The sequence below is a fragment of the Brevibacterium sp. S22 genome (genome assembly GCF_004745485.1).
Classification (GTDB): Bacteria; Actinomycetota; Actinomycetes; order Actinomycetales; family Brevibacteriaceae; genus Brevibacterium.
The window spans coordinates 261,616-282,047 of the sequence record NZ_RHFG01000003.1; the positions used below are offsets into that span (position 1 = coordinate 261,616).

The 20,432-nt window shown below is 65.4% G+C and carries 19 protein-coding genes; 7 read left to right on the top strand and 12 right to left on the bottom strand.

Going from position 1 to position 20,432, the window contains the following annotated elements:
* Position 1: 1 nt before the first annotated feature.
* The 5 genes from ybeY to hrcA form a co-directional block, all read right to left on the bottom strand.
* Positions 2-490: an rRNA maturation RNase YbeY gene (gene ybeY / locus EB835_RS05260; protein WP_135808416.1), complete on the bottom strand. Its 489-nt coding sequence runs from the start codon at positions 488-490 to the stop codon at positions 2-4.
* Positions 487-1,509 (bottom strand): PhoH family protein, encoded by a 1,023-nt coding sequence (locus EB835_RS05265; RefSeq protein ID WP_135808417.1) that lies wholly within the window; start codon positions 1,507-1,509, stop codon positions 487-489. Before EB835_RS05265 ends, ybeY begins: the two co-directional genes overlap by 4 nt.
* A gap of 100 nt (positions 1,510-1,609) precedes the next feature.
* Positions 1,610-2,371, bottom strand: coding sequence for a 16S rRNA (uracil(1498)-N(3))-methyltransferase (locus EB835_RS05270; RefSeq protein WP_135808418.1), 762 nt, complete (start codon positions 2,369-2,371; stop codon positions 1,610-1,612).
* Positions 2,368-3,489 carry a molecular chaperone DnaJ gene (gene dnaJ, locus EB835_RS05275; RefSeq protein WP_135808419.1) on the bottom strand — a complete coding sequence of 374 codons (1,122 nt, stop codon included), beginning with the start codon at positions 3,487-3,489 and terminating at the stop codon, positions 2,368-2,370. Before dnaJ ends, EB835_RS05270 begins: the two co-directional genes overlap by 4 nt.
* Before the next feature lie 129 nt (positions 3,490-3,618).
* Positions 3,619-4,659, bottom strand: a complete 1,041-nt coding sequence (hrcA, locus tag EB835_RS05280; protein WP_135808420.1) for a heat-inducible transcriptional repressor HrcA — start codon at positions 4,657-4,659, stop codon at positions 3,619-3,621.
* 167 nt (positions 4,660-4,826) lie between these two features.
* Between hrcA and EB835_RS05285 the strand changes: the two genes are divergently transcribed.
* From EB835_RS05285 to EB835_RS05295, 3 genes are all read left to right on the top strand, one after another.
* Positions 4,827-5,684: a DUF3097 family protein gene (locus tag EB835_RS05285; protein ID WP_205749867.1), complete on the top strand. Its 858-nt coding sequence runs from the start codon at positions 4,827-4,829 to the stop codon at positions 5,682-5,684.
* 202 nt (positions 5,685-5,886) lie between these two features.
* Complete coding sequence (locus tag EB835_RS05290; protein WP_135808421.1) at positions 5,887-6,561, top strand: DUF4870 domain-containing protein; 675 nt, start codon at positions 5,887-5,889, stop codon at positions 6,559-6,561.
* Positions 6,562-6,679: 118 nt separating this feature from the next.
* Positions 6,680-7,558 (top strand): DUF4870 domain-containing protein, encoded by an 879-nt coding sequence (locus tag EB835_RS05295; RefSeq protein ID WP_240688559.1) that lies wholly within the window; start codon positions 6,680-6,682, stop codon positions 7,556-7,558.
* Positions 7,559-7,618: 60 nt separating this feature from the next.
* Here the strand turns inward: EB835_RS05295 and hemW are convergent, their stop codons facing one another.
* Positions 7,619-8,848, bottom strand: coding sequence for a radical SAM family heme chaperone HemW (hemW, locus tag EB835_RS05300; RefSeq protein WP_135808422.1), 1,230 nt, complete (start codon positions 8,846-8,848; stop codon positions 7,619-7,621).
* A complete protein-coding gene (gene lepA, locus EB835_RS05305) occupies positions 8,849-10,717 on the bottom strand; it encodes a translation elongation factor 4 (protein ID WP_135808423.1) in 1,869 nt (622 codons plus the stop codon).
* 150 nt (positions 10,718-10,867) lie between these two features.
* Here lepA and EB835_RS05310 point away from each other — a divergent pair, with 150 nt between their 5' ends.
* The 3 genes from EB835_RS05310 (at position 10,868) to rpsT (ending at position 12,865) form a co-directional block, all read left to right on the top strand.
* Positions 10,868-11,632, top strand: coding sequence for an endonuclease/exonuclease/phosphatase family protein (locus EB835_RS05310; protein WP_135808424.1), 765 nt, complete (start codon positions 10,868-10,870; stop codon positions 11,630-11,632).
* 121 nt (positions 11,633-11,753) lie between these two features.
* A complete protein-coding gene (locus EB835_RS05315; protein ID WP_135808425.1) occupies positions 11,754-12,359 on the top strand; it encodes a type II toxin-antitoxin system PemK/MazF family toxin in 606 nt (201 codons plus the stop codon).
* A gap of 245 nt (positions 12,360-12,604) precedes the next feature.
* Positions 12,605-12,865, top strand: coding sequence for a 30S ribosomal protein S20 (gene rpsT, locus EB835_RS05320; protein WP_135808426.1), 261 nt, complete (start codon positions 12,605-12,607; stop codon positions 12,863-12,865).
* A gap of 137 nt (positions 12,866-13,002) precedes the next feature.
* Here rpsT and holA read toward each other — a convergent pair whose 3' ends face one another.
* The 5 genes from holA to EB835_RS05345 all read right to left on the bottom strand — a co-directional run bounded on the left by holA (position 13,003) and on the right by EB835_RS05345 (position 19,619).
* Positions 13,003-13,986, bottom strand: a complete 984-nt coding sequence (gene holA / locus EB835_RS05325; protein ID WP_135808427.1) for a DNA polymerase III subunit delta — start codon at positions 13,984-13,986, stop codon at positions 13,003-13,005.
* 98 nt (positions 13,987-14,084) lie between these two features.
* On the bottom strand, positions 14,085-16,181 hold the full coding sequence (locus tag EB835_RS05330; RefSeq protein ID WP_240688560.1) for a ComEC/Rec2 family competence protein: 2,097 nt from the start codon (positions 16,179-16,181) through the stop codon (positions 14,085-14,087).
* 205 nt (positions 16,182-16,386) lie between these two features.
* Positions 16,387-17,313, bottom strand: a complete 927-nt coding sequence (locus tag EB835_RS05335) for a helix-hairpin-helix domain-containing protein (protein WP_135808428.1) — start codon at positions 17,311-17,313, stop codon at positions 16,387-16,389.
* 126 nt (positions 17,314-17,439) lie between these two features.
* Complete coding sequence (locus tag EB835_RS05340; RefSeq protein WP_135808429.1) at positions 17,440-18,315, bottom strand: DegV family protein; 876 nt, start codon at positions 18,313-18,315, stop codon at positions 17,440-17,442.
* Positions 18,312-19,619, bottom strand: a complete 1,308-nt coding sequence (locus EB835_RS05345; protein WP_135808430.1) for a UDP-glucose dehydrogenase family protein — start codon at positions 19,617-19,619, stop codon at positions 18,312-18,314. Before EB835_RS05345 ends, EB835_RS05340 begins: the two co-directional genes overlap by 4 nt.
* Before the next feature lie 96 nt (positions 19,620-19,715).
* Here EB835_RS05345 and EB835_RS05350 point away from each other — a divergent pair, with 96 nt between their 5' ends.
* A complete protein-coding gene (locus EB835_RS05350) occupies positions 19,716-20,432 on the top strand; it encodes a hypothetical protein (protein ID WP_240688561.1) in 717 nt (238 codons plus the stop codon).

The following is a 20,432-nucleotide window of genomic DNA, read 5'->3' on the forward strand; positions in this document are numbered from 1 at the left end:
GTCAGACCTCGGTGGGGGTGGGAATGTCGGTGCGACCGTCATAGCGGGCCGCGAAGAACGTCAGCAGCAGGTGCCGCTGGAGAGCGAACATCTCTTCCCGCTCTTCGGGCTCACCGTGGTCGTAGCCGAGCAGGTGGAGGAAACCGTGGACGGTGAGCAGCAGGATCTCATCCATCGTCGAATGGCCGGCGGCCCGAGCCTGGGCTTCGGCCACATCGGGGCAGATGATGATATCGCCCATCTGGCCTTCGGTCGGATTGTCCGGATCGCCGCGGTGGAGCTGATCCATGGGAAAGGACATGACATCGGTCGGGCCTTCGAGATCCATCCAGGTGACGTGGAGTTCGGACATTGCCGCCGAGTCGACCATCGTCACTGCCAGTTCCGCGCCCGGGTGCATGTGCAGAGCTTCGCCGAGGTATTCGCTCAGCGCCACGACCTCGTCGAGGTCCACCTCGGCGTCGGTCTCGTTGAGGATCTCGGTGTTCATTCGGCATTCCCCCACAGGTCGTAGGCATCGACGATCTTCGTCACCAGCGAATGCCGGACGACATCCTTGCTGCCCAGTTCGCAGAACTGCAGATCATCGATTCCGTCGAGGATGTCGCGGACGACCTTGAGCCCGCTGCGGGTCTTGCCCGGCAGGTCGATCTGGGAGATGTCGCCGGTGACGACCATGCGGGAGCCGAAGCCGAGGCGGGTGAGGAACATCTTCATCTGCTCGGCCGTCGTGTTCTGGGCCTCGTCGAGGATGATGAAGGCGTCGTTGAGGGTCCGACCGCGCATATAGGCCAAGGGAGCGACCTCGATCGTGCCGGTCTCGATGAGCAGCGGGATCGACTCGGGGTCGACCATGTCGTGCAGCGCATCGTAGAGCGGGCGCACATACGGGTCGATCTTGTCGTTGAGGGTGCCCGGCAGATACCCCAGGGACTCCCCCGCTTCGACGGCGGGCCGGGTGAGGATGATCCTCGAGACCTCTTTGTGCTGGAGGGCATTGACGGCCATGGCCATCGCCAGGTAAGTCTTGCCGGTTCCGGCCGGACCGATGCCGAAGGTGATCGTGTGGTTGCGGATGGCCTTGACATAGTCGTGCTGACCCATCGTCTTCGGGCGGATCGACTTGCCCCTGGTGGAGAGGATGTTCGTACCCAGCACCGTCGAGGCGGCCGCCCCTTCGGAGGAGAATGTCGCGACCCGGTCGATCGTCTCTTCATTGATGCGATGACCGGCGGTGTAGAGCTTCTTGAGTTCCCCGATGACGCTGACGAACGCTTCGACGCGCTTCGGGTCGCCGGTGACCTGGACCTGATTGGCACGGACGTGGATGTCGAGGTCGTCGAAGGTCTGCTCCAGAGCGCGCAGGTTCGATTCTCCGGGGCCGAAGAAGGCGACGAGGTCGATGGAGTCGGGGATGACGAGGCGCACGGAGTCGGGTTGAGACGTCACAGCGTCACTCGGTGCGGCACCGCCATTCTGTGCGGCGGTGTCCGGTTCGGTGGGGTTCATGGGGTTCGGGTTGGGTGGGGTGATGTCCAGAATGTTCCTTTGCGAGTGGGCGCACCGTCACCGGCAGCGCCAGAGTGTGCTTCCATCCTAGTCCGATGCCTCACCAACGGCCCAATGAATTCTGGGCCAGGACGAGCCCGGCCGCTCCGGCCGACGATGAGCGCAGGATCGTCGGTCCGAGCAGCACCGGCTTCGCTCCGCGCGCGGTCAGGGCCTCGAGCTCTCCGTCGCTGATGCCTCCTTCGGGTCCGACGACGAAGACGATGCGCGCCGGCAGCTGTCCGGATTCGGCTGCGGTCAGGTCAGCCAGGGCGTCGGAGAGTCTGAGCCGAGCGGTCTCGTGGAGGACGAAGACGGCATCGGTGTCGTCGAGGGCCGTGGCCAGGGAGGATCCGCGGACGAGGTCGTGGAGGACCGGGAACCGTGAGCGTCGGGCCTGCAGGGAGGCCGTGCCCAGGAGGTTCTCCCATTTTGCGGCCAGCTTCTCCCGTTTCTTCGCCGGCCAATCTGCGATCGAACGTTCCGCGGCCCAGGGAATGACCTCGTCGACGCCGATCTCCGTGGCCGTTTCGATGGCCTGCAGGTCTCGGTCGCCCTTCGCCAGGGCTTGGACGAGCACGAGGTGCGGGCCCGAGCTGTCCTCGTTCGTCACCGCGGTGACCTCGATCGTCACCTCATTCGCCGAGGCTGCGCTGACGGTTCCGCGGGCCCGTATGCCTGCGCCGTCGACGATGTCGATCTCCTCGCCGGGACCGATCCGACGCACCCGCACCGCGTGCCCGGCCACATCCTCACCGAGGGTGAGGGCTGACCCGACGGCCGCCTCGGCGGCCGTATCGGAACGGAAGACGGGACGACTCACCGACCGGCGAACCTCTCACGCATGCGGGAGAACACTCCCCGATTCTCGGTCGATATCTGTGCGCGCGGGGTCTCTTCTCCACGCAGCTGGGCGAGCTTCTCGAACAGTTCGCGCTGTTCGTCGTCGAGTTTGTCCGGGGTGAGGACATCGACGGTGATGAGCAGATCGCCGCGGGTCTCAGACCGCAGGCGGGCGGCGCCGAGTCCGGAGAGTTTGACGACGGTGCCGGACTGGGTGCCAGCGGCGATGGTGAGGTCCTGGGCGCCGTCGAAGGTCTCGAACGGAATGGTCGCGCCCAAGGCCGCTGCGGTCATCGGCACCGAGACGGCGGCACGGAGGTTGTCGCCGTCGCGCTGGAAGACCTCGTGGCGGGTGACCATGACCTCGACGAAGAGGTCGCCGGCGGGTCCGCCGCCGGGGCCGACCTCGCCCTGGCTGGACAGCTGGATGCGGGTGCCGTCGGAGACGCCGGCGGGGATGCGGATCTTCATGGTCCGCTGCTTGCGCACACGTCCGTCACCCTGGCAGTTGAGGCAGGGGTTCGGAATGACGGTGCCGAACCCGTGGCAGGAGTTGCAGGTCTGGTTCGTGACCATCTGCCCCAGCAGGGTCCGGGTCATGCGCTGAACGCTGCCGGCACCGTGGCACAGGGAGCAGGTCTCGATCTTGGTGCCCGCCTGAGTGCCGGCACCCGAACAGGTGTCGCAGACGACTGCAGTGGTCACATCGAGATCGACAGTGCCGCCGAAGGCCGCGGTCTTCAGGTCGATGTTGACGCCGACGAGAGCGTCCTTGCCCCGCTGTGTGCGCGGGATCGGTCCGCCGGCCTGCCCGCTGCCACCGCCGAAGAAGGTTTCGAAGATGTCGCCGAAGCCGCCGAAGCCAGCGCCGCCGCCGGCGGGGAAGCCCTGACCGTTCTCGCCGCCGCCCATATCGTAGTTGCGGCGCTTATCCGGGTCGGAGAGCACATCGTAGGCCAGTGAGATGGCTTTGAATTCGTCTTCGTGACCGGGATTGACGTCCGGGTGGTACTTGCGTGCCAGCTTCCGGTACGACGACTTGATCTCAGCCGCGGAAGCATCTTTGGACACTCCGAGTGTTTCATAGTGATCGGCCACAGAAACTTCTCTCTCCCTGACGTAGTGGTCTTCTCTGTTCATGGTGGCAGCGGCCGCGCTGCTGCGCGGTGCTCACCGATGTCGTGCTGCCCGGTTGCGGGCGCCCCTGGTCGTCGTCACTGCGGGGCCCTACCCTCGGTCGAGGATCGAGGACACGTACTTTGCGACGGCCCGGACTGCCGAGATCGTCGTCGGATAGTCCATTCGGGTCGGGCCGAGCACGGCCAGTCTGGCCGAGGAACCCGCGTCATGACCATATTCGGCGGCGACGACGGAAGTCGAACTGAACGATTCGTGAGTATTCTCACGCCCGATGCGCACGCTGATCTCTTCGTGGTCTTCGGCCATCGAGGTGAGCAGTCTGAGCAGGACCACCTGTTCCTCGAAGGCTTCGAGGATCGGAGCCATCTTCTCTCCGAATTCGCTTCCGGAGCGGGCGAGGTTCGCGGTGCCCGCCATGATGATGCGTTCTTCTCGGGTCGCGGCGACGAGGTCGACGACGGCGGCCCGGACCAGATTGAGTCCGGAGTCGTCGCGAGCAGCCGGCTCACTCGGCTCGGGGGCCGCCGCCTCGACGGTGGGTCCTGCACCGAAGACCTGGGCGAGTGTGCGCCCGGCGAATTCGGTGTTGATCTGGTCCCGCACTCCGCGGACGGCGTCTTCGTCGGCCGGGCTCGCAGTGATCACGGTCTTCTGTTCGACCTGCCCGGTGTCGGTGATGAGGACGACGAGGATCCGGCCGGGTCCGAGGCCGACGATCTCGATATGTTTGATGCGGGCACGCGAGACCATCGGGTACTGGATGAGCGCGACCTGGCGGGTGAGTCCGGACAGGACGCGGACGGTGCGGTCGAGCATCTCGTCGAGGTCGACGTCACCGTCGATGAGCTGCAGGATCGCACGCCGTTCGGCGGTGGTCAGCGGTTTGAACTCGTCGATGCGATCGACGAACATCCGGTAGCCCAGGTCCGTGGGGATCCGGCCGGCCGAGGTGTGGGGTTGGGCGATATAGCCCTCTTGTTCGAGCTGGGCCATATCGTTGCGGATCGTCGCCGGCGACACACCGAGCGTATGGCGCTGCACGATCGCCTTCGAACCCACGGGTTCGTTGGTGGCGACGAAGTCCTCGACGATGGCGCGCAGCACCTGTGCTCGTCTGCTGTCGTTCATCGCGGGTCTCCTCTCCGTCTCGCCGGGCTGATCGCTGCTCTGCGCCTGCGTTTGGCACTCCTCGAGTCTGAGTGCCAATTCTACGCCTCTCGTTCCCGGAATTCATTTCTGGGGTGACCTGCGGGTCGGTACGCATGCGGGACTGTCCTTGATTAGGGTGGAGACCTGTGAATGCTTTTGATCGCTATGGCCCCGATGTGCTCTCCGGCTCCTCGCCGTCGTCGCACCGTCCGAAGAAGTCCCGCCGGGTCGAGCTCGGTCTCGGCATGGTGCTCGAGGACGCCATGAGCGGATACGTCGGCGCTGTCGTCGGCGCGGAGAAGACCACGGCCGGAGTCGTCGTCAAGCTCGAGGACCGTGTCGGCAAGGTGCGCGCCTTCCCTCTGGGCCCGGGTTTCCTCCTCGAGGGACAGCCGGTCGATGTGCAGCTGCCGCAGAAGAAGGCGCGAGAGCCCGGACGGACGGCTTCGGGCTCCCGGGCCGTGGCCGGCGCGAAGGCTCGGGTGGCACGCGGGTCGCGGATCTGGGTCGAGGGCAAGCACGATGCCGAACTCGTCGAGAAGATCTGGGGCGATGATCTGCGCATCGAAGGCGTCGTCGTCGAACCCCTGGGCGGACTCGACGATGTCGCCGACAAACTGGAGGCCTTCGGCCCGGACAGTGACCATCGGGTGGGTGTCCTCGCCGACCATCTGGTGAACGGGACGAAGGAATCGAAGATCGCCGAGGCGGTCCGCGCCGATCCGCGCTATCGCGACGTCGTCCACATCATCGGTCACCCCTACGTGGACATCTGGCAGGCGGTGAAGCCCCACGTCGTCGGAATTCGCGAATGGCCGGTCGTTCCCCGAGGCGAGGACTGGAAGACGGGTATTCTGCGCCGCATCGGATGGCCGCACGCCGACCACCGGGATGTCGCTCGCGGGTGGGTGCGGATCCTCGGGAAGGTCAGCACCATCGCCGATGTCGAGCCGACGCTGTCGGGGCGGGTCGAGGAGCTCATCGATTTCGTCACCGTCGGCTGAGCGAGTCCTGCCGACGAAGTGCCAAACGGCTGCCGGTGTGATCCGGGCCGCGGGCGCGGTTCCACCTGCGGGCGCGGTTCGGCCTTCGGAGGCTGCGGCTGCGTCATGTGCCGAAACTGTCACAGGAGTGAGGCTTTCCCGACATCCTCGGCGCTGGTCGCTCCGCTAGTGTGAATGGCAAGCGTGTGTCGAAAGGATCCCCATGTCGTTCAACCCCGAACAGCCCGGCAGCCGTCCGATGCCCCCGAACTACACTCAGGCGTCGGGACCGCAGCAGCCCTACGCTCCGCAGAACCAGCAGTATTCTCAGCCGCAGAGCTACGGTGGCCAGCCTGGCTATGGTGGCCAGCCGGGCTTTGGTGGCCAGCCTGGCTATGGTGGCCAGCCCGGTTACGGCGGACAGCCCGGTTACGGCGGTCAACCCCGTTATGGGATGCCGCAGATGCACAACCCGGCGATGTTCGACTCCCGCACACTGCCCGAGCAGGCCTACGGCCCGGGCTCCGAACAGTTCTGGATGGCCCACGAATCGGACCGGACCACGGCACTGTGGACCCACCTCGGCGCGATCATCTTCGGCTTCATGCCGCTCATCATGTTCCTCGTGAAGAAGGACGAGTCCCCCTTCGTCCGGGAGCACTCCCGCCAGGGACTCAATGCGCTGATCACGAACACGATCATCACGACAGGGTCTTTCTTCGTCTTCGGCATCCTCGGTTTCCTCCTGGCGCTGGTGACCTTCGGGATCGGCATGCTGCTCATCTATGCGGCATTCATCGTCCCGCTCGCCTACCTCATCCTCTACGTCATCGCGGCCATCGCCGCGAACAAGGGCGAGGGATACAGAATCCCGCTCACCATCAATTTTGTGAAGTGAGCCCGGGTCGGCACGATGACCGGCTCACGGGGTCTGGCGCTTCCTGAGTGTGCGCTCTGTGCTCCGTGTCGTTCATCTTGCGGACATGATCACCCCTCTCGCTCTGGGTTAATGTGGGATGATCGCAATCTCTGAAGGGACTCTCATGTCGGACAATCCGCAGCAGCCGAACAACGGGCAGTCGCAGCCGATGCCGCCGAACTATTCACCGCAGTCAGGCTCGCAGCAGCCGTACACTCCGCAGCCTCAACAGGGTTCGCAGCCGCAGCACGGCGGCCAGACGCAGCACGGTTCGCAGCCGCAGGGCGGGCAGATTCCGTACGGTTCACAGCAGCCATACGGTTCCCAGCAGGCGTACGGATCACAGCAGGCGTACGGATCGCAGCAGGCGTACGGTTCACAGCAGCCATACGGTTCCCAGCAGGCGTACGGATCACAGCAGGCGTACGGATCGCAGCAGGCGTACGGCTCCCAGCAGCCATACGGTTCCCAGCAGGCCTATGCAGCTCCGCAGGGGCAACCCCACGCCGGGTACGGATTCCCGGGTGCGTCCTCGGCGCATTCACCGGCAGGCGGTGTGCCCATGGGGTCCCAGCTGCCTGATGCGGCCTATGGCTCGAACTCTGTCGGGTTCTGGAACGCCGACCAGAGCGAGCGGACGACGGCCCTGTGGTCGCACCTCGCCCACGCGGCCACCTACGTGATCGGCCTCGGCTGGATCGTCACTCTCATCCTCTACATCATCAACAAGGACAAGTCTCCGTTCCTCCGCCATCATGGCGCACAGTCACTCAACCTGCTGATCATCGGTGTCATCGCCGCATTCGGCATCGGCCTCATCGGCGGAATCCTCACGATCGTGGGCATCGGACTCCTCATCCTGCTTCTCCTGCCGGTGCTCTCGATCTACATGATCGTCATCGAGATCATCGCCGCGTCCGCGGCCAACCGGGGTGAGGGCTACCGGATCCCGCTGACCCCGAACTGGATCAGATGATCCGACGTTCGCCGAACAGTTCGCCCCGCCACCCGATCCGGGTGGCGGGGCGAAGCTCATTCACACATATTCGGTGAGGATGCGGACCATGTGGTCAGCCAACAGGCGGCCCTGCAGGGTCGGCTGGAACCAGCCGGCCTCAGCACCAGCGGCATCGAGCAGCCCCTGTCTGACGAAGGTTCTGACCGCCTGCTCGCTGCCGGGTCCCAGAGAGTCCAGACGCAGCTCACGGTCGATTCGGGCCGCCAGCATGATTCGTTCGATCTCCCGGGTCTGCTCGTCGAGGACCTCACGGCCTATCGAGGGGGATTCCCCCGCCCCCAGCCGGTCGGCCCAGGCACGCGGATGTTTGGCATTCCAGAACCGGACTCCCCCGACGTGTGAGTGAGCGCCGGGGCCGAAGCCCCACCAATCGGCATTGCGCCAATAGGCCATATTGTGCTCACAGCGCGTATCGGGACCGGTCGACCAGTTGCTCACCTCGTACCAGTGCAGACCGGCGGCAGACATCGCGGCATCGGCGATCTCGTACTTGTCGGCCAGATCGTCCTCGTCGGGCATCGGCAGGTCACCGCGCCGGACCATCGCACCCATCTTCGTGCCCGGTTCGACGATGAGGGAATACGCCGAAATGTGATCGACCTCGTTGGACAGGGCCACTTCGAGCGAGCGACGCCAATCGTCGATCGATTCTCCCGGGGTGCCGTAGATGAGGTCGAGGCTGAGTTCGAGTCCGGCCTCCTTGACCCAGTTGGCCACCTCGGGGATCTTCTCCGGATCGTGGGTTCGGTCCAAGGTCGCGAGCACGTGCGGCACAGCCGACTGCATGCCCATGGAGATGCGGTTGAAACCGGCTGCGGCGAGGGTCGCGATGTACGCGGGGTCCAAGGTGTCGGGATTGGCCTCGGTGGTGACTTCGACATTCTCCGCCAAGCTGAAGCGGGCACGGATATCGTCCATCACCCCGGCGAGCACATCCGCGGCGAGCAGGGTCGGGGTGCCTCCTCCGAAGAAGATCGTCGAGACCCCACGAGCGCCCGCCCCCGCCTCGGCGAGGGTCGATACGGACAGGTCGAGCTCACGGGCGAGATTGCTGCGGTAGTCCTCGCGGGAAGCCCCCGGTCCGAGGTCCTCTGACGTGTAGGTGTTGAAGTCGCAGTAGCCGCAGCGGACCCGGCAGTACGGGACGTGGACATAGAGGCTCAGGCCCCGCTCGTGCGAGCCGATTCCCGCCGATGACGGCAGGGAGCCGTCGCGTGGAGGGACCTCACCGGTCGGTTGTGCGGGCACTTACTTCTTGCTGTCCTTCGTCTCCGGCTCGTCGGAGGACAGGGCCGCGATGAACGCCTCCTGGGGGACCTCGACGGTGCCGACCACCTTCATCCGCTTCTTGCCTTCCTTCTGCTTCTCGAGCAGCTTGCGCTTCCGGCTGATGTCGCCGCCGTAGCACTTGCTCAATACGTCCTTGCGGATCGCGCGGATGGTCTCACGGGCGATGATGCGCGAACCGATGGCCGCCTGGATCGGCACCTCGAACTGCTGGCGCGGGATGAGCTTGCGCAGCTTCCCGGCCATCGCCACCCCATAGGAGTAGGCGTTGTCGCGGTGGACGATCGCGGAGAACGCGTCGACGTGATCGCCGTGCAGCAGGATGTCGACCTTGACGAGATCGGAGGCATCCTGACCGTCGTCGGAGTAGTCGAGGGAGGCATAGCCTTTGGTCCGGGACTTCAGCTGGTCGAAGAAGTCGAAGACGATCTCGGCCAGTGGCAGGCGGTAGCGGATCTCCACCCGGTCCGAGGACAGGTAGTCCATGCCCTGGAGTTTGCCGCGACGGTCCTGGCACAGTTCCATCACCGCACCGATGTAGTCGCTGGGGGTCAGGACAGTCGCCTGAACCATCGGTTCGCGGACTTCCTTGATCTTGCCCGTCGGGTACTCGCTCGGGTTCGTCACCACGATCTCGGTACCGTCTTCCATGGTCACGTCGTAGATCACCGACGGAGCGGTGGAGATGAGGTCCAGGTTGAACTCGCGTTCCAGTCGGTCGCGCAGCACTTCGAGGTGGAGCAGACCGAGGAATCCGCAGCGGAAGCCGAAGCCCAGAGCCGTCGAGGTCTCGGGTTCGTAGGCCAGGGAGGCGTCATTGAGTTTGAGTTTGTCGAGGGCGTCGCGCAGCACGGGATAGTCGGAGCCGTCGATCGGGAAGAGCCCGGAGAACACCATCGGCTTGGGTTCGCGATACCCGTCGAGGGGCTGTTCGGCCGGGGTGGCAGCAGCGGTGACCGTGTCACCGACCTTCGACAGCCGCACATCCTTGGCACCGGTGATGAGGTAGCCGACCTCGCCGACGCCCAGACCCTTCGTCGCCTTGGGCTCGGGCATGGATGCGCCGATCTCCTGCAGCTCATGGGTGGTGCCGGACGACATCATCTCGATCTTCTCACGCGGGGCCAGCGAACCGTCGATGACGCGGACATAGGTGACCACACCGCGGTAGGTGTCGTAGACGGAGTCGAAGATCATCGCGCGTGCCGGTGCGTCGGCGTCGCCGACAGGGGCAGGGATATCGGTGATGATCCGGTCGAGGACCTCTTCGACGCCTTCGCCGGTCTTGCCCGAGACGAGCAGGCAGTCCTCGGGTTCGCAGCCGATGAGGTTGGCGAGTTCTTCTGCGTACTTCTCCGGCTGCGCCGCCGGCAGGTCGATCTTGTTGAGAACGGGAATGATCGTCAGATCGTTCTCCATGGCCAGATACAGGTTCGCCAGCGTCTGGGCTTCGATGCCCTGAGCGGAGTCGACGAGCAGCAGCGCACCTTCACAGGCGGCCAAGGAGCGCGAGACTTCGTAGCTGAAGTCGACGTGGCCGGGAGTGTCGATCATGTTGAGCGCGTACGGGGTGTTCTCGTGTTCCCACGGCATGCGCACGGCCTGGGATTTGATGGTGATTCCGCGTTCGCGTTCGATGTCCATCCGGTCGAGGTACTGGGCGCGCATATCGCGGTTCTCGACGACTCCGGTCATCTGGAGCATGCGGTCGGCCAGGGTCGACTTGCCGTGGTCGATATGAGCGATGATGCAGAAATTGCGAATCAGCTCGGGTGAGGTGGCAGACGGTGAGATCCGCTGTGCAGCTTCCTTATTCACCTGAGGTGACATGAACGCCCTTCCTTTGACAGACCAGGTCCCCAGACAGACCGGATCCCCTATTGTTTCATGACTTGTGCGCGGACTCGGAATCCGCGGCGACCGTCCGTGTCTTTCGCGGTTCGGACGTGCTGTGCGGCACTGATCGGGCAAGATGGTGTCATGAGCGATTTCCGGGTCATGAGCTTCAACCTGCGCTATCCCGCCATGGACGGGCATCCGGTGGCCGAGCGGCTGCCGATCGCCGCCGAGCTCATCCGGCGCGCCCATCCCCACATCATCGGCACCCAGGAAGGCGAACTCGACCAACTCGAGACGCTCATCAGCCTGCTGCCCGAAGAATACATCTGGCTGGGAGAAGGGCACTCCGGCGGCAATTCAGGCGAGTTCACTGCCGTGATCCTCGATTCGAAGCGCTTCGACGTCGAGGCCGTGGACATCAGCTGGCTCTCCGAACAGCCCGACACTGTGGCCTCGGAATCGTGGGGAGTCTCCCATGCGCGGACTCTGACGACGGTCGATGTCCGCGACCTCGCCTCAAACCGGCGGCTGCGGGTGCTCAACACCCACCTCGATCACAAGTCCGAGCGCGCCCGACTCGAGTCCGGTCGGATCATGGCCGACACCATCGCCGAGGCCGCCCACCCCTGCGTGGTCACCGGCGACTTCAACGTTGCCACCGGTTCCCCGGTGTACGACTTCTTCTGCGCCGAGCTCGGGCTGACCGACACCGCCGCCGAGGTGCCTGGCGAAGACATCGGCACCTTCCACCGCTACAGGGGCCCGCAGGAGGGTGAACCGCGCATCGACTGGATCCTCACCACCCCGGATCTGCGCACGGTGTCGACCCACATCGACACCTTCGACGTCGACGTGAAGTATCCCTCCGACCATTTCCCCGTCGAGGCGGTTCTCGACTTCACGTAAGCATGTCGGGGTGCTGGTGCTGCATCCCCCCTGCTCAGCTGATGAGGCGTTCATCGGTTCGCTGCCCGGCCGGTTCGCTGTTCTTCAGGTCAGCGGAGGCCGACTCGTTTAGGCTGGAGATATGAATTGGAGATCACTGGTCAATCGGGCCGCAAGAATCGGAGTCCGTGAGGGTCTGCGCTACCTGCGTCAGTCACAGTCGAAGAAGAACTCCGGTGGCACGTCTCAGCCCACGGATGCCCACCGGCAGAATCCTGCACAGTCGGGCGGTGGGGGCGGTGCCTCGGCGAGGCCTGCTGACCGTTCCGCTTCGGGCGGGACGGGCTCGTACCCTGGTGATTACACGGGTCCGGTCAAGGTCACCTACTCCCCCGATCTCGACGGCGACGCCGATCCGGGCGAAGTCGTCTGGGGGTGGGTCCCCTTCGAGGAGGACTACTCGCAGGGCAAGGATCGGCCGTCCCTCGTCGTCGGCCGTGACGGCAGATGGGTGCTTGCGCTCATGCTCACCAGCAAAGATCACATCCCCGGCGGAGTCGGCGAGGTCCGCGAGGACCGGCACGCTACGTGGATGAACATCGGCACCGGGGACTGGGACTCGCAGGGCCGGCCCTCGGAGATCCGGCTCGATCGCGTCATCCGCCTCGATCCGGATTCGATCCGCCGGGAAGGCGCGGTCATGCCGCGCGACGTGTTCGATCGCGTGGCCGGGAACATCTCCGCCTGAGACCCACCCGGCATCCGGGGCGAGCCCTCGCGATCGCGGCGCAGCAGGGCCGCACAGAGATTTCCGGCGCGAGTGCCGAGCCTGTATCATTGGTGATTGTGTCTTCATCAAGGCGTGTGTCTCGCCGAGGTCGGGTGAAGATGCCGTCGGATTCGATATCGTCGATGTGTTTCCCCGCGGAGATGATCATGTCGGTTCGATGCGCCCTCACGACCATGTACCACTAACACGAAAGAGTGTTGAAATTGGCTAATATCAAGTCCCAGATCAAGCGGAACAAGACCAACGAGAAGGCTCGTCAGCGCAACAAGGCTGTCCGGTCCGAGGTTCGGTCCTACGTCCGCGTCGTTCGCGAGAACATTGCTGCCGGCAACAAGGAAGAGGCACAGCAGGCTTATGCTGTGGCTGCCCGCAGGCTCGACAAGGCTGTTTCGAAGGGTGTTCTGCACAAGAACAACGCCGCGAACCGCAAGTCGCGCCTGGCCACGCAGATCAACGCTCTCTGAGCAGACGACTGAGGCTATAGCTTCTCAGGGCTCGATCCGAAAGGGTCGGGCCCTGATCCATTTCCCCAAATTGCTACCTGACGGCGGCTCAGCAACCTTGCGCAAGGTTGCTGAGCCGCCGTCAGGTAGCAATTTGGTCAGCGGACGCGGGCGAGGCGAGAGACTTCGGAGACGAACCACTCGACGGCGTAGACGGGGTCTCGTCCGCCGCCCTTGACCGCTGCGTCGGCTTCGGCTGCGGCGATGAGCGACTGGCCGAGTGCCACTTCATTCCAGCGACGGACTTCTCGGCGGGCACGGTCGACCTGCCACGGTGCCATCTTCAGCTCCGATGCCAGCTCACCGCTGGTGCCGGAGAATCCCTGCACCTTCGCCATGCCGCGCAGCTTCATGGCCACTGCGGCCACGAGCGGAACGGGATCGGATCCGGTGGACAGGGCATGCCTGAGGAGGCTGAGGGCGTTCTTCGTGTCTCCGCTAACTGCCGCATCGGCGACCTTGAAGCCGGTGGCCTCGACTCGACCGCCGTAGTACTGATCGACGACCTCAGCGGTGATCGTGCCTTCGGTGTCTTCAATGAGCTGGTCGACTCCGGCATTGAGTTCGGCGAGGTCGGAGCCCAGTGCCGACATGAGAGCGGCCATCCCCGCTTCGTCGATGCGCCGCTTCGCGGTCTTGAAGCGAGTCTGCGCGAACTTCGCCCGATCGCTTTCGCTCTTCAGCACTGCCGCATCGATGCGGGGGAAGCCGGCAGAGTCGAGCTTCTTGATGAGCTTCCCTCCCCGATTGCCGCCGGCATGCAGCAGCAGCACGACGGCGTCATCGTTCGGTGCGTCCAGATAGGCCAGGGCATCGCCCAAGAAGTCCTCCGAGCACTTCTCGACAGCGTCGACGACGATGAGCTTCGAGGCGGAGAACAGGGACGGTGAGGCCGCCATCGCCAGCTCACCGGCCTGGTATCCGGCAGCGTCGAATTCGATCTCTTCGGGCTCCTGCTTCCGCGCGGCCGACACGATGCGGTCCTTGGCCATGCGGACGAGCACCGATTCGCCGCCGGAGATCATGACGACGGGGGCGGGTTTCGCCGAGCTCCACGGGATCAGGGTCTTCTTCGCTGCCATGGACCCCAGCCTATCGTGGCTGACCGACACGGCAGACACGACCAAGATCGACCGGCGACTGATCGGCCCTCGATAAGAGCCTCTCGGCGATCCGAGTCTCATCCTCTGCTGCCGGGACAGCTCTGTCCTGTGCTGAACCGACTCTGCGCGTAGAGCGCAACCGATCCGCAGTGATCGGTGCGCAGCACGGGAATGGAACCGAAGGACCGCAGCGACTTCGTGCTCGGATGCCCGTAGCTGTTCTCCCCCACCGAGATGATGCCGAGACCGGGCGCCGCGGCGGCGAAGAACTCGGGCGCCAGATCGGAGGAACCGTGGTGCGGTGCGACGAGCACATCGACAGGCCTCACCTGCTGGGCCAGCACGTACTGCTCCTCGGCCCCGACGTCGCCGGGCAGCAGAGTGCTCAGCCCGACCTGATCGACCCGCACCACCAGGGAGTCTTCGTTGCGCAGCTCTTCGTCCTCCGCTGAGATGGGCGAACGCATGGGCGGCCACAGCACCTCCACCGTGGCCGTGTCGAAACTCAGCGTCTGCCCGCGGTGGGTGGGGACCACCTCGGCGCCGGTATCGGTGATCACACGCTGGGCTTCGGGCGAGTCTGTGACATTCGCGGAGACGAACAGTCGGTCGATCTTCCGCCCCCACGTCGTGCCTGCATATCCGGCGAAGTGGTCGGCGTCGAAGTGGGAGATGAGCAGATCGAACTCGTCGATCCCGGATTCGTCGAGGCAGGTGTCGATGGGTTTCGGCTCACGTCCCGTGTCGACGACGAGACCCCGACCTCCACCGAGGTTGATCACCGCCCCCGAACCCTGACCGACATCGCAGACGAGGACCAGCCAGTCCCGTGCCGGCGGCTTCGCCTTCACCGTGACGATGACGGCGGCGGTGAGCAGGCAGCACAGGACGAGGACGGGCAGGCCCCACAGGCGTCGGCGCACGAGCATCCATGTTCCGGCCACGGCCAGCCCGAGCAGTCCGAGTGCCAGCAGCGTTCCGACCGGCGGCACCGGCCAGTCGAGGGCGGCTCCGGGCAGTGCGGCGCAGATTCGGGCCACGAGGACGATCCACCACGCCGGGAAGGACCCGATCCAGGCCAGCAGCGCCGAGGTGAAATCAGCTCCTGGCAGTCCTGTCGTCGCGATGCCCGTGGTCACGAGGCTGAGGAAGCCTGCCACCGTGGCCGGCATGACCGCGGGTGCGGCCAGAGCGTTGGCTGCCACCGACCACAGCCCGATGCGCGGATCGATCGCCACGAGCACTGGGGTGCACGCGAGTTGGGCGACGAAGGGCACGATGAGCGCGGTGACGAGCACCGTGGGCAGCAGCGGCAGGTGCACGGCGAGGCGGCGCAGCAAGATCGGAACGACGAACATGATCGCCGCCGTGGAGACCACCGACAGGACGAACCCCACCGAGGTGGCCAGCACGGGCACGAAGGCGAGAAGCAGGCTCGCCGTCGAGCACATGACCGCGACCGGGGAGATCCCACCGCCGCGCAGGAATACGAGAGCCGCCGCGATCGCCATTCCGGCGGCGCGGAGGGCACTGGGTTCGAATCCGACGATGAACACGTAGCCGATGCAGGTGAGCACCCCGATGCTCACGCGCAGTCGTGGTCCGGCCCGGCAGGCTCCGGCAAGCAGTCCGGCGCCGAGGCTGACGATCGTGACGTTGCTGCCCGACACCGCCGAGACGTGGGTGAGGGAGACGACTCGCATGTCGTCTGCCATCCGGTCATCCTGTGCAGAGGTGTCGCCGACGACGAGTCCGGGCAGCAGTCGGCCTCCGTCGTTGCCGGCGGCGACGGAGTCCTCGCGCAGTTCAGTGCGCAGGCGGTCTCGCCACTGCCACAGCCGGTCAGGTTCTTCGAGAACGTGGGGCTCTGCATCGGTCGAGCGGATGTCATCGAGGCGTTCCGTGCGCATCCGCACCTTCGCTCCGTCCGCGACGGGTTCGGGGCTGAGGACATGGGTGAAGCCGGTGGGTGTCACCAGAGTCAGTCGGGTCCATCCGGACGCGCCGGGTTCGCTGTGACCGACGACGAGTCCCGTGGTCTCGACCTCCTCATCCGGTCCGTGGGCAGCGGCCAGGGCGGTGATCTGGATCGTCAGCAGACAGGTGAAGACGAGGACACCGACACCGAGGTGGTGATGGCGTCTGACGGCCAGGACCCCTACGAGTCCGAGCACGGGAATACCGAACAGCACCCATGGTTCCGGTGACAGGAGTGCGCTTGCCCACAGGCCGGCAGCACAGCAGAGGAGACGAACGGACCCCGGCCACTGCGCGGCCTGGTCCCGGACCCACGCTGCTCGGGAAAGGCTTTCCCGTCGCAGTGTTCCGAGTCTGTGTCGCAGCGAATCCGGTGGCGGGGTCAATCGCGAATGCGGTGGCTCAGCCGACGGTGACAAGGTCTTTGAGGCTTTCGAAGGTCTTGGGTCCGATGCCTTTGACGAGCAGCAGATCCTCGACGCCGGCGAAGGGCTGTTGGGTGCGGTGGCTGATGATCGCCTCGGCGGTGACGGGGCCGACCCCGGGCAGGGTCTCCAAGGCGGTGGCATCGGCGGTGTTGAGATCGATCTTTCCGGCTCCGCCGTTCGCCCCGGCTGAATCGTTCGCAGCACCAGCCGGTGAGTCGCCGGTTCCGGCAGCACCGTTGTCAGCTCCCGGACCCGCTGCCCCAGGCTCATCCGCAGCAGCCCCGTTCTGTCCACTCTCATCCGCCCCAGCACCATCGACGCCGACCGCCGGTTCTTCTCCTTCTTTCGGGATGTGGATCTGTTCACCGTCGGTGAGCACCCGCGCCAGATTCACCGCATCGCCATCGGCCCCGGCGTTCAGTCCGCCCGCGGCCTCGACGGCGTCGCGGACCCGTGCTCCGGCTTTCAGGGTGACCACGGAGGGATTCTTCACCGCCCCGGTGATGTGGACGATCACCTCCCCGTTCGCCGCCTCCTTCGCCGAGGCGGCCTCCTCCTTGCCTGTGCCCGTTCCCGCAGCGGGTGCGCCGGCTTCACCCGATTCGGCGGCGCCGGCTGTCGCGGCTGACGGCTGCCCGGCCTCCGCGGGCTGTCCGTGCTCATCGCCGGTCCCGGCCGGCGTCTGCTGCGGTGTGGGTCGGAAGAGGAAGAAGGCGAGCACGAGGATTCCGACAGTGGCGATGCCGACCGCCGCCAGCACCGGCAGACGCACCCGACGTGGCTCGACGGGTTCGTCTTCTCCGGCGGTGTCGGCGGTATAGACATCGCCGGGCACCCAACCACCGCGCTCGGCACTGGCGTTGAGGAGGCCGGCGAAGCGATCATCCGGGGACACAGCCATGGTCCGACGCTAAGGCCCACCACGACCTGCTGCCAGGGCGCAGAAGTCGCCTGTGGAAAGGGCTTCTGCATCCACAGGGCTGAGGCGGTCAAGTCACCTGAGCCTCCCCAGGCAGAAGTGTGCGAGTCAGGGTTTCGTCTGCACGGTGACACCGACCGTGCCGGGACCCACATGCGCGGTGATGATCGTCGAAAGAGTTCTGAACGAGGTGTCGAATCCGAGTTCGCGCAGCCTTGAGTTCAGCAGTTCGGCATCGGCTGTGTCGATCTCTCCTTCGGCGTTCTGCACCTCGACCTGCACGGTGTCCTCGGGATCAGCCACCTCGGCGGCGGCCTGCGCAGCGAGTGCGACGATCTTCTCCAGTGCTTTGGTGCGAGTGCGCACCCGGGCGAGCGGAACGACGATCCCCGCGTTGAGGCCGAGCACGGGAACGATCTGCAGGGCCCGGCCCAGCAAGGAGGATGCGGCACCGATCCGGCCGCCTCGGCGCAGGTGTTCGAGGCTTCCGGGGGCAAACACTGAGCGGGTCTCCCCCGCGCACCAGTCGGCGATGGTTCCGGCGATCGATTCGACGTCGAGTCCCTGCCGGATCCCGGCCACGGCCACGGACAGTGCCCCGGCCAATCCCGCCGAGGTGGTCCTCGAGTCGACGACATCGACGAGGATGTCCTCGGCTTCGGCGGCATTGACCGCGGAATCGCGGGTCCCGGAGAGCTCCGCAGACATGGTCACGACGATGATGGCCTCGGCCCCGTCCGCGCGCAGCCGCGCATAGACTTCGGAGAACTGAGTCGGCGTGGCCATGGAGGTGGTGACCTCGGTGCCGTCAGTCATCTTCGCGCACAGATGCCCGGCACCGACCTCACCGTCGGCGAAAGCGACTCCCCCGATGAGCACGGTCAGCGGCACCACAGCGAAGAGGCCTCCGGTGGCCTGGCTCAGCTCCTCGCGTTCGGCCGCGGACAGCTGTGCCGTGGAGTCGGTGACCAACCCGATTCTCATGGACGGCCCAGGGCTCGATAGGTCCAGCCCGCTTCACGCCACAGCTGCGGAGTGAGTACATTGCGGCCGTCGACGAGCACCTTCCCGCGCACGAGTTCAGCCGTCGACGCCGGGTCGAGATCGCGGTACTCGCGCCACTCGGTCAGAAGCAGCACCGCCTCGGCCCCGGTCAGCGCCTCAGCGGTGTCGGCGACATAGTCGAGTTCGGGGAACGACTTCTTCGCATTGTCGAGCGCCTGCGGATCGGTGACGGTCACGAGTCCGCCCTGAGTGGCGATGAGGCGGGCCACGGCGAGGGCCGGAGAATCACGGACATCGTCGCTGTCGGGTTTGAACGCCGCACCGAGGATGGTGATCTTCTTCCCGATGAACGACCCGCTCAGAGCATCCCGGGCGATGTCGACCATGCGCACACGCCGACGCATATTGATCGAGTCGATCTCCCTGAGGAAGGCCACCGCCTGATCGGCACCGAGCTCTCCGGCCCGGGCCATGAAGGCGCGGATGTCCTTGGGCAGGCAGCCACCGCCGAACCCGAGCCCGGCGTTGAGGAACTTCCGACCGATCCGGTCATCCATGCCGATCGCATCGGCGAGCTGGGTGACATCGGCACCGGAGGCCTCGCAGAGTTCGGCCATGGCGTTGATGAACGAGATCTTCGTGGCCAGGAACGAGTTCGCCGCGGTCTTGACCAGCTCAGCGGTCGCGAAGTCCGTGATCATCCGCGGAGTCTCCTCGGCGAGGATGGGGGCATAGACCTCATCGAGGACAGCCGCCGCGGCCTGCCCGGGCTGACCGTCGGCGACTCCGTAGACCAGTCGATTCGGGTGGAGAGTGTCTTCGACGGCATGGCCCTCGCGCAGGAACTCCGGGTTCCACATCATCGCGGCTCCGGTGTCGGCGATGCTGCCGGCCAGACGTTCAGCGGTGCCCACTGGAACGGTCGACTTGCCCACAACCACCGACGTCTCAGTCAGATGCGGGCGCAGCGACTCCACCGCCGCATCGACGTAGGTGACATCCGCGGCGAACTCGCCGGGCTTCTGCGGAGTGCCCACACACACGAAGTGGACGGTGGCGTCTGCGGCATGGGAGATGTCAGTGGTGAAAACGAGCTTCCCCCGCTCCTGAGCCTTCACGAGGAGTTCACTCAGTCCCGGTTCGAAGAAGGGCGGACGGCCCGACGTCAGCGCCTCGACCTTGTCCGTGTCGACATCGACTCCTGTGACCTCATGGCCCAGAGACGCCATGGCCGCCGCATGGACCGCGCCCAGATATCCGCAACCGATGACTGAAATCTTCAAACCGAGCTCTCCTGGGAATTGGCATGCGTTTTCGCACCACACTATATGCCACCCGGTTGCACGATATGTGGAGGTTGAAACAGTAAGCTGGGGAATGTGAAGCGCTTCCTGGATTTCCTCACCAACTCACCGGCCGCCGTGACGACTGCCGTGCTCACCGTGCTGGGCATCGTGGCTTTCGTCATCCCCGGGCTGCACCCTGCGGCCTGGATCATCGGACTCGTGCTGTGCCTCGGCGTGATCGCGGCGCTGCTGATGTTCCACGGCGAATGGCGGCGGTCGCAGCACCAGATCGACGCTCTGCGGCAGCAGCTCAGCGTCGAACGCGGTCGGATGGACACGCCCGGGCTGACCCCGGTGGAGAATACGGTCGAACTGCTTCCCGACGAGCGTCGCGCCCGCCGGATCCTCGAACTCATCCCGGACTCATCCGGTCTCGTCCAGTCCCTGCGACTCGATGCCACCTTCGCCACCGTCGCCGTCGATGAACTCGAACCGCTCTACACATTCTGTGCCGAGTTCAAAAAGGCCAGCTTCGACAACCCGCGTTCGCACACCGCGTTCATGAACCTCTATCGGGCTGCCGAGGGCCTGTCCATCTGGGTGAAGCAGGAGACCCAGATCTCGCCCGATGATTCCGGCACCCGTGAGATCCGCCCCGGCGATGCCCGCAAGAACGGCTGGCGCGGTTACACGGAAGCCCAGGGCCGCGGCGAACGCCTCAGCGACGACTTCGTCTCCTCCCGCTGGGAGTTCAACCAGACGGCACTCGAGCTCGGACTCGTCTCGGGCACCCCGCCGTTCAACGACTGA

What these genes read in the sequence shown, in the direction of transcription:
- ybeY (WP_135808416.1), bottom strand. Translation starts at nt 490, where the DNA reads ATGAACACCGAGATCCTCAACGAGACCGACGCCGAGGTGGACCTCGAC.
- EB835_RS05265 (WP_135808417.1), bottom strand. Translation starts at nt 1,509, where the DNA reads ATGAACCCCACCGAACCGGACACCGCCGCACAGAATGGCGGTGCCGCA.
- hrcA (WP_135808420.1), bottom strand. Translation starts at nt 4,659, where the DNA reads ATGAACGACAGCAGACGAGCACAGGTGCTGCGCGCCATCGTCGAGGAC.
- EB835_RS05290 (WP_135808421.1), top strand. Translation starts at nt 5,887, where the DNA reads ATGTCGTTCAACCCCGAACAGCCCGGCAGCCGTCCGATGCCCCCGAAC.
- EB835_RS05295 (WP_240688559.1), top strand. Translation starts at nt 6,680, where the DNA reads ATGATCGCAATCTCTGAAGGGACTCTCATGTCGGACAATCCGCAGCAG.
- lepA (WP_135808423.1), bottom strand. Translation starts at nt 10,717, where the DNA reads ATGTCACCTCAGGTGAATAAGGAAGCTGCACAGCGGATCTCACCGTCT.
- EB835_RS05310 (WP_135808424.1), top strand. Translation starts at nt 10,868, where the DNA reads ATGAGCGATTTCCGGGTCATGAGCTTCAACCTGCGCTATCCCGCCATG.
- EB835_RS05315 (WP_135808425.1), top strand. Translation starts at nt 11,754, where the DNA reads ATGAATTGGAGATCACTGGTCAATCGGGCCGCAAGAATCGGAGTCCGT.
- holA (WP_135808427.1), bottom strand. Translation starts at nt 13,986, where the DNA reads ATGGCAGCGAAGAAGACCCTGATCCCGTGGAGCTCGGCGAAACCCGCC.
- EB835_RS05335 (WP_135808428.1), bottom strand. Translation starts at nt 17,313, where the DNA reads ATGGCTGTGTCCCCGGATGATCGCTTCGCCGGCCTCCTCAACGCCAGT.
- EB835_RS05340 (WP_135808429.1), bottom strand. Translation starts at nt 18,315, where the DNA reads ATGAGAATCGGGTTGGTCACCGACTCCACGGCACAGCTGTCCGCGGCC.